7 protein-coding genes and 1 tRNA gene are annotated in these 13,710 nt (G+C 43.1%); 2 read left to right on the plus strand and 6 right to left on the minus strand.

What is annotated here, in order from left to right:
* Positions 1 to 21: 21 nt before the first annotated feature.
* On the minus strand, positions 22 to 2,511 hold the full coding sequence (gene feoB / locus IPM71_05085; GenBank protein QQS52109.1) for a ferrous iron transport protein B: 2,490 nt from the start codon (positions 2,509 to 2,511) through the stop codon (positions 22 to 24).
* 150 nt (positions 2,512 to 2,661) lie between these two features.
* On the opposite strand from feoB, the gene IPM71_05090 reads away from it, so the two are divergent.
* Positions 2,662 to 5,403: a T9SS type A sorting domain-containing protein gene (locus IPM71_05090; GenBank protein QQS52110.1), complete on the plus strand. Its 2,742-nt coding sequence runs from the start codon at positions 2,662 to 2,664 to the stop codon at positions 5,401 to 5,403.
* 102 nt (positions 5,404 to 5,505) lie between these two features.
* Here the strand turns inward: IPM71_05090 and IPM71_05095 are convergent, their stop codons facing one another.
* The 3 genes from IPM71_05095 to IPM71_05105 all read right to left on the minus strand — a co-directional run bounded on the left by IPM71_05095 (position 5,506) and on the right by IPM71_05105 (position 10,404).
* Positions 5,506 to 9,030: a CotH kinase family protein gene (locus IPM71_05095; GenBank protein ID QQS52111.1), complete on the minus strand. Its 3,525-nt coding sequence runs from the start codon at positions 9,028 to 9,030 to the stop codon at positions 5,506 to 5,508.
* 278 nt (positions 9,031 to 9,308) lie between these two features.
* Positions 9,309 to 9,382 (minus strand) — tRNA-Pro (locus IPM71_05100).
* Positions 9,383 to 9,405: 23 nt separating this feature from the next.
* On the minus strand, positions 9,406 to 10,404 hold the full coding sequence (locus IPM71_05105) for a bifunctional hydroxymethylpyrimidine kinase/phosphomethylpyrimidine kinase (GenBank protein ID QQS52112.1): 999 nt from the start codon (positions 10,402 to 10,404) through the stop codon (positions 9,406 to 9,408).
* 71 nt (positions 10,405 to 10,475) lie between these two features.
* Here IPM71_05105 and IPM71_05110 point away from each other — a divergent pair, with 71 nt between their 5' ends.
* Complete coding sequence (locus IPM71_05110; protein QQS52113.1) at positions 10,476 to 11,708, plus strand: hypothetical protein; 1,233 nt, start codon at positions 10,476 to 10,478, stop codon at positions 11,706 to 11,708.
* Positions 11,709 to 11,768: 60 nt separating this feature from the next.
* Here IPM71_05110 and IPM71_05115 read toward each other — a convergent pair whose 3' ends face one another.
* Positions 11,769 to 12,707 carry a carbon-nitrogen hydrolase gene (locus tag IPM71_05115; protein ID QQS52114.1) on the minus strand — a complete coding sequence of 313 codons (939 nt, stop codon included), beginning with the start codon at positions 12,705 to 12,707 and terminating at the stop codon, positions 11,769 to 11,771.
* Positions 12,664 to 13,677, minus strand: a complete 1,014-nt coding sequence (locus IPM71_05120; GenBank protein ID QQS52115.1) for an agmatine deiminase family protein — start codon at positions 13,675 to 13,677, stop codon at positions 12,664 to 12,666. Before IPM71_05120 ends, IPM71_05115 begins: the two co-directional genes overlap by 44 nt.
* Positions 13,678 to 13,710: the final 33 nt, after the last annotated feature.

Raw genomic sequence — 13,710 nt, forward strand, 5'->3', positions numbered from 1 at the left:
TTCCTTTTATTAAAAATACAATTAAAACATAGAACCTATCTGAAAAACCAAAAACGATATAACCCAGGCCATTGCGGTAGTGTAGAACATAGTAAATAGTGCCCATTTCCAGTTTCCCTCTTTCTTGATGGCTGCAATTACAGCTACACACGGAAAATAGATCAGCACAAACAACATAAAAGAATAGGCTACCAAGGGTGAAAACACTTTCTGCCCTATTTTTTCACCCTTGCTGTATTTCTGTTCCTGCAATTTGTGCACCAGGGTGCCGGTCGACTCCTGTTCTGCCGGACCAACATGATATAGCACGCTCATGGTGCTGATAACAATTTCTTTGGCAGCCAATCCTGTAATGATGCTAACTCCTATTTTCCAATCGAAGCCAAGAGGTTGAATCAGTGGTTCGATGAAATGCCCCATACGGCCAATGTAGGAGTTTTCCTGCTGCTCCCCAGCCATGACCAATTTTAACTCGCCTATTCTAGCTTCCTTCTCAATCTCCGAAAGTTGATTGTCGTTCGTAACAGAGGCTATCTGATCCTCATAATTATGACTATAGTCGACGTTACGAGGGTAGTACCCCAATGCCCATATCAGTATGGAAGCCACCAGAATAACTCCTCCCATTTTCTTGATGTATTGCACAGCCTTATGCCACATGTGTACGCTTGTATTGCGCAGTGTAGGAATGCGATAAGGTGGTAATTCCATCACAAAAGGAATATCTTGTTTTTTGAAGAAAGTTTTTCTGAACACAAAACCTACTATCACAGCCAGTGCAATGCCAATCATGTAGATCGAAAACAGCACCAGTCCCTGCCTTGCAGGAAAAAAAGCAGAAATAAGCAGCACATAAACCGGTAAACGGGCACTGCAGGACATAAAGGGAGTAATGAGCATGGTAAGCAGCCTGTCCTTTTTGCTTTCCAGTGTGCGGGTGGCCATCACGGCAGGCACGTTGCAACCGAAACCCATTAAAAGCGGAATAAATGATTTGCCATGAAGACCAATCTTATGCATCAGCTTGTCCATAATAAACGAGGTGCGGGCCATGTATCCGGTATCTTCCATCAGGGAAATAAAGAAAAACAAAATAAGGATGTTGGGTAAGAATACCATTACTCCTCCTACTCCGCCAATGATACCATTGACAAGAAGATCCCTCAACGGACCCTCAGGTAATGAATTATAACCAAGACTGCTTACCCAACCAATGGCCGACTCGATCCAGCCCATTGGGTAACTTCCAAGGCTAAAAGTCGTTTGAAACATGAGCCACATAAAAAAGATAAAAATGGGAAAGCCCCAGAATTTATGTGTAAGCCACTGATCAATAGCTTTGGTGTTGCGCCTTCGAACTTCTACCCCATTCGAAAGGGTTTCTTTGAGTGCTCCGGCTATAAATCCATATTTAGCATCGGCAATAACGGTATCGGAACTTTCTGCAAAGTCTTTTTCGAGACGTTGTATGTATTTTTGGGTTGTTTCTAGTATTTCCTGTCGCATCGGATTGCCATCGAGCCTGCTCATAGCAGTTTTATCTTTTTCAAGCAACTTAATAGCCAGGTAGCGCGAAGAGAAATTGTCGGTAATATTAGGGGCTTCCTTAATCTTTTGCTGTACACGTTCAATAGCATGTTCAAGGTCCTGTCCGTAGTTGATATGAATATGCCTTACCTGTGGATCGCGGTCTTCGTATACATCGATAATTTTATCCAGCAACAGTTCTATGCCACGCCCTTTTGAAGCCACAGTTGGCACCATAGGAATACCTAACATAGTGCCAAAAACCTGGAAATTCAATTTTGCTCCTCTTCGCTCCAGCTCGTCATACATATTCAGTGCTATTACCACCTTAATATTCATGTCGATAAGCTGAGTGGTGAGAAAAAGATTACGCTCCAGGTTCGATGAGTCGATCACATTCACTACCACATCGGGCATTTGCTCTACCAGATGCTTGCGCACATAAAGTTCTTCGGGGGTGTATTCGGTAATTGAATAAGTACCAGGTAAATCGGAAACCTGAAAAGTGTAGCCATTCTTTTTAAATACAGCTTCCTTTGCTTCTACTGTTACACCTCCGTAATTACCAACTCGTTCTCGGGCTCCGGAGGCAAAATTAAACAAGGTGGTTTTACCCGAGTTGGGGTTTCCGACAAAAGCCACGTTGATGGTCTGGCTATTTTCACGAACAGTCTTTTTTACACGCCTGGTATCAATAGTACCATGGTAGCTGGCTCCTTGTTCCGATTTAAACCCTGCCAGAGGCACTACTTCGAGAAGGCGTGCCTCGTTTCGTCTGAGCGATACATTGTATCCCATTAACTCGTACTCGACAGGATCCTTTAAGGGGGCATTTTTGATCACCTTTACTTGTTGCCCTTTTACAAAACCCATTTCGGTAATGCGCTTACGGAAGGCACCATGCCCCTTGATCTTCACAATAATCCCTGTTTCACCCGTAAGTAAATCCGATAATAGTCTGGAATCCCTCTCCACTTCAGCCATAGGAAAAATATTTCTTGTCGGAACCAAAGCCCAAATGTAGCTGCAAGCAAATGTTTCTGCAATACCAACATGTAGTGATTTTAGACTTCTTTACTGATATTACTTCCTAAAATCGTTACCTTTAAAAAGCTAATCCCGAAAGCTGCTTCAATGAAAAAAATCCATTTAATTCTTCCTGGCATTGTAATAGTAATTATGCTGTGCACAGTATTGTTGCTCCCAAACAAGCATCAGAGATATGAAAAATACCTTCTTTCACTTTATGCGAAAGATTATCCTTTGCAGACTGAAACCCTTCATTCTGAAAAACCAAAACCCGATAAACCCCACCTGGCTGCCCAACAGGATTATTATGCCACCCTCGACCCTCATCTTCAACTTATTCCCTCGGAGCGACTATATACCGCTTTTGTAAAAGTGAAGAACAACCCTTCACTTAAAAATAGTTCCCTTAGCTGGACCGAACTGACCTCCAACATGGGCGGAAGAGTAAGATCGCTGATGTACGATCCGAACGATGGGCAGCATAAAAAGGTCTGGGCAGGTTCGGTTACAGGAGGATTGTGGGTTAACAACGATATTACCCACTCCGATTCGGCATGGCAAATAGTAGACGACTTATGGGAAAGCCTCTCGGTGGGCTGCCTGGCATTCGATCCACAAAACCCTGAGGTATTGTATGCTGGCACCGGCGAAGCACAGACCGCCGTAAACATCTATCGCGAATCGTCAGGTAAAGGTGTAGGAATTTATAAAAGCAGTAATGGAGGTAAAAACTGGAACCTGATTCCTTCCACCAGCAAATTTAGCTATGTCACCGACCTGGTGGTGCGCATAGAAAATTATACCAGCACCCTTTATGCAGCTGTATCTTCTGGAACTTACAAAGGGGTTGATCACTCCGCTCAGCCCAGCGATGGATTGTACCAATCGAAAGACGAGGGCGAAACCTGGAAGCAAGTGTTGCCTCTTATTGAAGGAATGGATATGCCTTACACGCCATCGGACATAGTAATAACTCCCACAGGAAGAATATTTGTTGGCACCACCCGCAACCTTCAGGGTACTGGCGGAGGATGCATTCTTTGGTCCGACAACGGATTGAACTGGACTCTGATTGACCAGTATAAAACATTGATTGAACAGGAAACCGACCCTCGGTTTCAGATTCCAGGCCGTGTGCTGATGGCTTCCACTCCAGCCTCTCCTTCATCGATATATGCAGTAATTGCTGCCGGAGGTTACACCGAAGAAAACTTTATCTACTACCGCGGAAAGTACCTGATCCGATCGGACAATGAAGGAGCCAACTGGTATGAACTTAATCAACCTTCGCCCGATGGTGCCTGGTCGACCCTGGCCTGGCACGCGCTAACCCTTGCCGTTTCTCCCACCGACCCTAACACTATTTTCGCTGGAGGACTTGATTTGCACAAAACTACGAATGGAGGAACCACCTGGAGGCAACTTTCGTCGTGGTACAATTTTGGCCCTTACTACAGCACATCAAATTACCCATACGTACATGCCGACCAGCATAGGGTGGTGTTTCATCCGCAATCGGCCGACACAGCCTGGTTCTGCACCGATGGGGGCGTATTTGGATCGTACAACGCCGAAGATGATTCGCTGGTATTATTCGAACGGAACAAAGGCTTTAACTCCCTGCAGTTTTATACCTGTGCCCTGCACCCCGATGCCGGTGCCACCTGGTATGTCGCCGGATCGCAGGACAATGGTACCCTGATTAGCAAAGATAAACCCTTGTCGGTGCAGACTGATATGGTTTCCGGCGGCGATGGGGCATATTGTTTTTTCGACTCCGACCAGCCGGAATATCTGATCACTTCGGTCTACCATAATCTCTATTACATCAACCAGCTTAGAAATGGCCGCTACAGCCTGCAGCTTACGGCGAACGATTATTACAACTCAACAGGCACCTTTATCAACCCTGCCGATTACAACCCGGTTAACAATACACTTTATGCCAATGCTGCCGGGTTTGCAGGCAACTATACCGACCACCTTTTGCGCATTAGTAATATCCTTGCTCTGAATTATACGGCAAGTGTAATTTCATTGAATACCGGTACCGGTGTGCCCTTTTCAGCCATCAGGCTTATTGACCCCCTTACAGATGAGCTGCTTGCAGGCACTCAATCGGGCAGGTTGTTTAGAATTTCTGGGGCCGATGTAACTCCACAATCGAACGAAATTGGCAGCAGTAGTTTCCCGACCGCAAACATTTCGTGCATTGAAAAAGGGCAGTCGAACAACGAATTGCTGGTAACTTTCTCGAACTATGGGATTGAATCGGTCTGGTATAGCCAGGATGGGGGCGAAAGCTGGCACAACAAGGAAGGCAACCTACCCGATATTCCTGTGCGCTGGGCGGTTTTTAACCCCTACCTGCCGAAACAGGTTATCCTGGCCACCGAACTGGGTGTTTGGATCAGCGATGACATAACTCAAAGTGAGGTCAACTGGCAGCAACTGGCAGGCGGATTCCCGAATGTACGGGTAGATATGCTACGGGTGCGCAAATCGGACAATAGCCTGCTGGCCGCCACGCATGGACGAGGTATGTTTATAACTACACTCGATGGTTTTACAGCCTTGGATGAGAGTGCGCTAAGCAACACTGAGATAGACTTTACAGTTTACCCCAACCCTTTTCAGAATGAAATATGCATCGAAACAAATGCAGCTTCAGGTTTAGAGGGAGAATTAAAAGTATATGAGGTTTCGGGGAAACTTGTGCATAGTCAATTATTCCGTTCCAGAACCGACAGAACAACAATTTCCACCAGCAAATGGAAGAAGGGTGTGTACATTGTGACCCTTCAGTCGGAAACGACGTTGATTAGCAAAAGGGTTGTGAAAAAGTAATGATAAGATTGTATTTCTCTAATAATAATCCTCACTGACGCGCTTTGGCAAGAAGCTAACCCTGGCAAAAGAATAATTAAATAACAGATTCTATTTATAAAATTACCTTCTTAAATAAATGATTGATTGGTTATAAACCCTTGTGTTTGTTCTCAAACTTACCCGATAAACACCACTAATAATACCTGCATTTGGCCTCCAATCGACAACGTAGGAGCCTGCTGCCAGCCCGCTTTCTGATGTGTTAAAAACGGTACGCCCATGGATATCTATAATATCGATTATTACATCAGTATTTTCAGACAAATTAATAGTAAGGCTTACATAATCAGAAAATTTGGTTGGATACACAATAAAATTTTCCGCTTCGTTGCTAGCAAATGTAGATGCGCTTGGCACTGCCTTTGAATTTTCTTCCCCGGGAGTTCCCCACATTTTAATACCCTGCCAGCTGTCAGCTATGCCATTCTCCAAAGCAGGTTCCTTTAGTTCCAAAGTAAATCCTAATCCATTAGGCTGCGTTGGCCAAGGTTGGTAAGGCAAATAATCAACAGCATCTAAATTGTCATGGCTATCATTATACAAGCGGATTTCATCACCATCACTGCTCAAGCCAAAAGGCAAATCACCTATTACATTTAATACGCCGGGGTGATATTCTTTAAATTTGTTAAGGTCTCTCGCTACTACAATATATTCATGCGGAAGTAATATTGTGCCGGATGGAAACACATATGACGAATCAGTGTCAAGGGTAGAAACAATGTAACCCGAAATATCGAGTGTTGCATCGTGAGGGTTGAATATCTCAATCCAGTCTCCTGCATCAAAATTATCGGCTGATTTATAGTTTATTTCATTGATAACTAAATGAACTTCTTCCTGGCTAAATTGCTCAAAAACTGCTGTTAATGAAGTTGTTTGGGTAAGACTAAGGGTCAATATCCGATCGGAAGTAAGATTGCTACCTTCCCATTTCACAAACTTATACCCCGCCTTCGGCAAAGCTTCAACTGTAACTGGTACACCTTCGAAATATACTCCGCTGAAACTATAGGTTTGTGGAATTATGGAGTTAATCCTGATATTTCCGGCATTTTCGTCTGAAACATCTAACAATATGGTTTGGGTTTTGGTTAAATTGAATTGTTGCAAAATGTGATTTCTCATCACTACCTGGCGAAAGTTCCCAAAATTTTTAAGTACATCAACATTATATTGCCAATTAGCATAATCCTGATACCACCTAGGCCTGTGATACTGCATTTCTTCGTCGATTAAACCGGCTATGGAATCGATGTAACTCGATACATGTTGCGGAACGAATGTGGTATTCAAATTATCGGCAAGCTGATTAATAAAATTATTTCTGAATTCGAGATTTGTTATCAAACGCCGGAACAAAAGGGTTGACCATGAGGGGTTAGGCCATCCTGGTCCATAAGGATCAAGGGCAAAAGATAAAGTATTGTGATAAACATCTGTAAACAATCCAAACCCAAAATCTGTATCATATAGAATCCATTTCCACTTACTAATGGTATCGGTTGTTTTCCAGAATTTTATATTGTTACCCGGCCAATCGAGATTCGAAAAGTATATTTGAGAGAGTTGATACTTTATATAATTGTCAACATCGATTTGATCCGAAACTGCATAATAATTTTCCGTCGATACCAGTGAAGGGGTTATATCCAGATAAGAAATAAGCTGGAGGTATTCGGCATTATCTCCTTCAACTACATCTCCGCCATTTTCTAAAATAATGATGTCGTCCGGATCGAGCTGATGATGGGCAGCCAAAAAATCTTCGCCTACTTTCTCGCGCAGGTTATAAACTCCCCAATATTCTCCGTTTAGATAGGTAACCGTAGGCTGATAGGCCTGGTAATCAAGATTCAGTCCCGAAACGAGTCCGGTCATCATGCCATCACGCATCATTGAATAAGGCCAGTCGTTTCCTGAATTTCGAAGCACCAGAGAAGAGAAGGAATTAATTGAGGTCTTATCGAAGAATTTGTAATTCAGCGCTGTGCTTCCATACTCTTTCTTGACTTGAAAAGAGAAGGATTTCTGTTCCTGCCCTCTAGACCATCCACCGAATATTTTCACTCCCACATTTTCGCTCACGACTTGGTTGCCGCTTTTATCAAAATAGATAAAACTAAATGGGTATTCCCAGTCATTCCAGAAATTGGCGCCAAAGTGAGGAAAATCTGGTGATGCATTTAATCCCATCACATACATTCCAGTTTGTACATCCCAAAGATTTTCTGGAGCAGTATAAAGAAAAGCGACAGGTAAATCAGGTTTTCTCGATTTTAAAAATGTCTGTGCATACACCCTTCCAGGAATAAATCCAGGCTCAATTATTCTGGCACGAACAAGTTGGGTTGTGTCAATCGTTAGGGGCCCTGTGTATACCTGCGACTCTTGAGTTGGTTCTGAGCCATCGAGGGTATAGTATATAGTTTGTTCTAAAGTATTCGATAAATTTAACGATACAGTAGATTGTATAAAACCGCCATTGAGGCTAAAATTAACCGAATCATTATTGAACAGCTCATATCCTGTATCATTGTTTCTGCTTCCTGGAGTGGGCTGCAAGAAGTAACATTTGTGTAAGCTATCAGGAAGTTGCCCATATGACACATTGGTTGGAATAAAAACGGGGGACATGACATCTTTAATTACGCCATTGCTATCAGACAAAATAAGTGGTTCTCCTTCTGAACTGATTTTGAAATTGGCATGAAAGGACAGATTGCCAAGCCTTAATAAGGGATTAATTTTCTTGCCCGCTACAAATCTGTTGTAACCAATCGTTAAAAAGGGAATAACCGTCAAATCAGAAGATGCGGTGCTTGCATTGTGTATTTCAACAGCCAAAATGTTGGTGCCATTTGAAAGTAAGTTCTTAAATCCGGTAATATCAAAATTTTCAGGAGTTCCGCCCTGATAAATCATTGCTTCGTGATCGATATCTGAAAGTGTATTAAAATCGACATTTGAATTAGGTGTGCCAATATTTGACCGGCTAATTTCGGTTCCGTTCAGGTAGGCAACAAAACCATCGTCATAATCCATATGAAGCAATAAAGCAGTAATGGCAGATGTGTCGGTTATATTGAATGCTAAACGCAGATAAACACTTAAGGTAAAATCCGGTACAAAAACAGAATCATCGTTATCGCCATAACCAATGCTTGTTTTACCAGGCAGCCAGGCACTATCATCGAAATTTAATCCTTTCCAGTCCCCTTGCAGGTTTTCTGAAGGGATAAAATACAAGCATGAATCGCCCATATCAACAGCGCAATTCCAATAAACCGGCAGTTGCTTTAAATCGCGTCCTGATGCATATAGAACCAAATAATCGTTAGGTTCAAGGGTATAATCAGGGAATATCCACTTTGAAGTATTTGAAGTATCGTCGGATATTTGCCACCCCTTCAGATTAATGGCATCATTTGAATGGTTAAACAATTCAATCCAATCGGGGTATTCGCCAAACTCATCAGCCAGAACATTCGTATTAGACGATTGTATTTCGTTCAGCACTATCTGCCCTCTAACCATTTGAGAAATAAGTATTAAGCCTATTAAGCTGTACTTTAGAAGTTTCATTCTATGTGAATTAATCCTTAAATTTATGTTAATTTAACGTTTACTGATCATTTTTAGTTTCAGTAATTCTCAGCCATATCATTCGCGAGTCTTTCAGGAGCAAAAAATTACAACTTACCGAATACTTTTCAATTTGAAAAAAGCATTGAAAAGTGGCAAACAAAAAATACGTTGATTTTAATGTATGAAGAACCAGGATGAGGGTGCTAAGTCAATTACACATTGCCTTGGGATGAATTCCCTGAAAACAAAAAAGGCCAACTTTCGTTGACCATCTGTCGGGGTAGCGGGATTCGAACCCACGGCCTCTTCGTCCCGAACGAAGCGCGCTACCGGGCTGCGCTATACCCCGATTTTTGTAGTTTCAAATATAAATTATTCTTCCGGCAAACGAAAATCTTCGTGTAACAACATTTCGGGTTCAATCGGTATTACGCCTACTTTTTCACACACCAGGCCTCCGGCCATATTGGCCAGGTAAGCCGCCTGAAATGCCGAAAGTCCTATTGCCAGACTTAGTGCCGCCACACTCACCACGGTATCGCCTGCGCCTGATACATCGGTAATGTCTCGCACTTCTGCCGGAAATATCTTATACTTCTCTCCGTTGCTGATAAATACACCCCTCTCCGAAAGGGTAATCATGACATACTTAATTCCTTTTGCATGCAACTTGAGCGCCTGCTGAAAAATGCCTTCGGTATCGCTTTTTTTCAGGCTTACATTCATGCCTTCTACCAATTCCTTAAAATTGGGTTTGAAAAGGCTCACCTTTTCGTAGCGGTGAAAACTGCGCTTTTTAGGATCGACCAGTATGGGAATCTGCTGCTGATTGGCCAGCTGTGTGACCTGTGAAATAATATTAGGGGTAAGCACTCCTTTGTCGTAATCCTGAAAAATAAGGGCATCGATTTTTTCTTTTTTTAAAACCGATTCAACTCGTGCCATTAAAAGTGCCTCTTCTTCAGGACTGATAAAATCGGTAATTTCCTGGTCCACGCGCAGCAACTGCTGATGGTTGCCTATGACCCTTGTTTTTACAGTAGTAATCCGGGTTTGAGATTCTACAATTCCCTGGTCTGTCATCTCGCGAAGGCCTAACAAGGATCGATACACACGTGCTGTTTCATCCTTTCCGATTACAGAGCACATAATGGGCTCTGCTCCCAGCTTTTTGATGTTGATGGCCACATTGGCTGCCCCGCCCATGCGAAATTCGCGCTTCTCGCATGCTACCACTGGCACCGGGGCTTCGGGACTGATCCGGTTCACTTCGCCCCAAAGATATTCGTCGACCATTACATCGCCCACTATTACTATTTTCCGACCCCGAAAGGTTTCGAGAATTTGCTTTACATTGTGTTGAACGGCCATGCATTAATTTTTTAATTGCCGCAAAGATATAATTTTCGTTCCTCACAAAAAATTTCCATTTTTGGATTGTCATGAAAACCTTTTGCAATCTTTCGAAACCTGCTCTTCTTTGGATTCTTTTCGAGCTTTTCTTTTCGCCTCAAGCTCAAAAGCTGCATGCGCAACACTTTGATAAAGCCCTTGTAACCGACCTGAACTTCATGCGTCGTCCGGGTGAACTTGTAAATGAAGGCAGTTTTCCATTCTATTTTCATTATCCCGAATTTGCTGCTGATGTGCAGAGTGACATTGAAAAACACCTAAAAAGTAGATTCGGAGTAAATGAAGTACTTTTTACTTCAGACGACAGCATTTTCTATTTCGAATCGATTTTGGCACCCAAAACAAGCGCAAAAGAATATGCACGCTCAGGGGCTGTAAGGGTGTCGTTGTATGTAGCTGTCGAAACAATTTTACAGGAATATGCTTATCTGAACAACGAACAGCTTTTTCGTTTCACAACCAGGGTTTCGGTTTACAATGCCAAAGGAAAAGAAATTTACAGCTTCAAAAACCACATCCCTTTTGTAAGTTATTTTGGAGATGAAATCACCGGCCTGGCAGACATGGGCGAAGAAGATTTTTATGCCTTCTATTTCGATGGTCTGCAATATGCCTTCGAAGGAAAAAATGAGGTGAGCAACAAGCGGTACATTGAAAAACCTACGGCTAAAAGATATTCCGATTTTACCGGTCAATCGGAAAAATTCTATCTTGTAACCGAAAGCGATGGTTACAGCTATGGCAAATCGATGGATGAACGGGCTGAGATAGTTCGGTTTACACAAATTTATTGGGAAAACTACGGACAAGCTTTCGATTTTTCGAATCTGGTAACCCTGGAGTTCCTAGAAAATGGTTACCACTTTATAAACAGGCTTAACCAAACCGAATACCTGGTTCGGATAAAGGGCTCTGTGCAGTCGCTACAACAAAAGACCGACCCGATGGACGACATCGACCTGCAATTGCTCGATGCTTCAGGTAAACACATTGGTTATTTCACGTATTATGGAGTAAGCCGGTTTTCGGGTAAATACATTGGCCGCGATTACCGTTTCGATTATAGTGATTACTTCAACTGCCTGGAAGTATATGCCGATGATATCCTGATTGCGCTTATCAATCCGCGATACAACCAAAAGATCCTGTTTCTCACTCCGTCGATAAGCCGCGAACAGCTTCAATCGCTGATAAACCTATTATTTGTTTATGATTATGCGGTAGCCATCCGCAACAAAGCTATAGAAGTGTATGGCAATTGAGCCTGCTTACAAATTGGGCTTCTAAAAAAATTTCCGGGTATTCTGAAAAATCCGAATTGTTTATTCAACCCAACGTTTGGTGATATCAGAAAAATGATCAATACGACGGTCGCGAAAGAAAGGCCAGATTCGACGTACATCATCTGTACGTGAGGGCTGAATATCCACAATAGCGAGTTCTTCGTCGTAGTTTCCGGCTTCGAAAAGCAATTCGCCCTGAGGACCGGCAACAAAACTATTGCCCCAAAATTGTATACCATTGGTTACACCCGACGGATCAGATTCATGACCAACACGGTTCACCGAAATCACATGAATTCCATTTGCCACAGCATGTGCACGTTGAGCTATCATCCAGGCATTTTTTTGTCGTTGCTTTTCCTCTTCACTGTCGGTCGACTCCCAACCAATGGCGGTGGGATAAATGAGGACTTCGGCACCTTTCATAGCCATCAGGCGGGCAGCCTCGGGGTACCATTGATCCCAGCACACCAGCACACCCAGCTTACCCAGCGAGGTTTGAATGGGTTCAAAGCCCAGGTCGCCTGGAGTAAAGTAGAATTTTTCGTAATACGCCGGATCGTCGGGGATGTGCATTTTCCGGTACTTGCCTGCAATAGTTCCATCTGTATCAAATACCACTGCGGTATTGTAATAAAGTCCGGGAGCACATTTTTCGAACAAGGAGGTAACCAGAACAATGCCAAATTCTTTGGCGAGTGCTCCGTAATGTGCGGTAGATGGCCCCGGTATGGGTTCGGCTAGATTGAAATTATTGGTGTTTTCTGTCTGACAGAAATAGAGAGTATTATGCAACTCCTGCAAAACGACAAGATTGGCTCCAAGTGATGCCTGCTTACGAACAGAATCCGATATATGGCTAATATTCTCTTTTATATTTTCAGATACCGAAAGCTGAATCAATCCTGCTTTAAAACTGCTTGTGGTCATAATATTAAATTTGAGGGTACTGCATGGTAACGCAATGCAAAGAACCATGTTGTTTAATTAAAACCGAACAATCAATCCCAACTACTTCGCGGTCGGGAAATAAACTGTTTATAACTGAGAGGGCTGTTTGATCTTTTTGGGAACCGTAGGTTGGCACCAATACTGCCCCATTGATAATTAAAAAATTGGCATAGGTAGCAGGCAACCTTTCTCCAGCGTATTCAATTTTATCTGCCATAGGCAAGGCAACAAGATTGTAGGGTTTTCCATTAATCTGGGTAAAGGTTTTTAATTCACGCTCCATCGACTTCAAGGCTATGTAATGTTCGTCATTTTCATCGTCGCATCTGACATAGGCTATTGTGTCAGGGGAACAAAAACGCGCCAAAGTATCGATATGGCTGTCGGTATCGTCGCCGGCAAGGTATCCGTGGTTCAACCATAGTACACGCTTTAAGCCAAATACTTCGATCAAATAGGCCTCTATTTCGGTTTGTGTAAAACCTCCGTTCCGGTTTGGAGACATCAGGCACTCCGTGGTGGTAAGCAAAGTGCCCTGGCCGTCTGATTCGATGGCACCACCCTCCAGTACAAAATTCAGGCAATTCCGATATTGATGGCTCCCTGCAAACACTTCCGAAAACACTTTTTGGGTAATCAGGTTGTCGTAATTGGCAGAAAACTTCAGTGCCCAGCCATTGAACTTAAAATCGTGAATCACACCATTCCCATTTTCCAACAACGTAATACCGCCGTGGTCGCGGGCCCAGGTGTCGTTGGTTGGCAACTCCACAAAGCGGATTCGTTTTAAATCCAGCCCTTTTAATCTGGCACGCACTGCATTTTTTTCCGGGGTCACGATGATCAGGTCCTGCCTTTTAAGCACTTCTTCTGCTATGTTCAGATAGCAGTGCTCCGCTTCTTGCAGATAAGGAGCCCAATCGCTGTCTGCATGTGGCCAGGTTAACTGCACAAATGACTGTTTGGCCCACTCTGGTGGCAACACCTTATTTTTCAATTGTTTGTGTATTTAGTCTTATGCGCAAAAATA

Source organism: Bacteroidota bacterium, assembly GCA_016699695.1.
Lineage (GTDB): Bacteria > Bacteroidota > Bacteroidia > Bacteroidales > UBA10428 > UBA10428.

What these genes read in the sequence shown, in the direction of transcription:
- IPM71_05090 (QQS52110.1), top strand. Translation starts at nt 2,662, where the DNA reads ATGAAAAAAATCCATTTAATTCTTCCTGGCATTGTAATAGTAATTATG.
- IPM71_05115 (QQS52114.1), bottom strand. Translation starts at nt 12,707, where the DNA reads ATGGTTCTTTGCATTGCGTTACCATGCAGTACCCTCAAATTTAATATT.
- IPM71_05110 (QQS52113.1), top strand. Translation starts at nt 10,476, where the DNA reads ATGAAAACCTTTTGCAATCTTTCGAAACCTGCTCTTCTTTGGATTCTT.
- IPM71_05095 (QQS52111.1), bottom strand. Translation starts at nt 9,030, where the DNA reads ATGAAACTTCTAAAGTACAGCTTAATAGGCTTAATACTTATTTCTCAA.
- feoB (QQS52109.1), bottom strand. Translation starts at nt 2,511, where the DNA reads ATGGCTGAAGTGGAGAGGGATTCCAGACTATTATCGGATTTACTTACG.
- IPM71_05105 (QQS52112.1), bottom strand. Translation starts at nt 10,404, where the DNA reads ATGGCCGTTCAACACAATGTAAAGCAAATTCTCGAAACCTTTCGGGGT.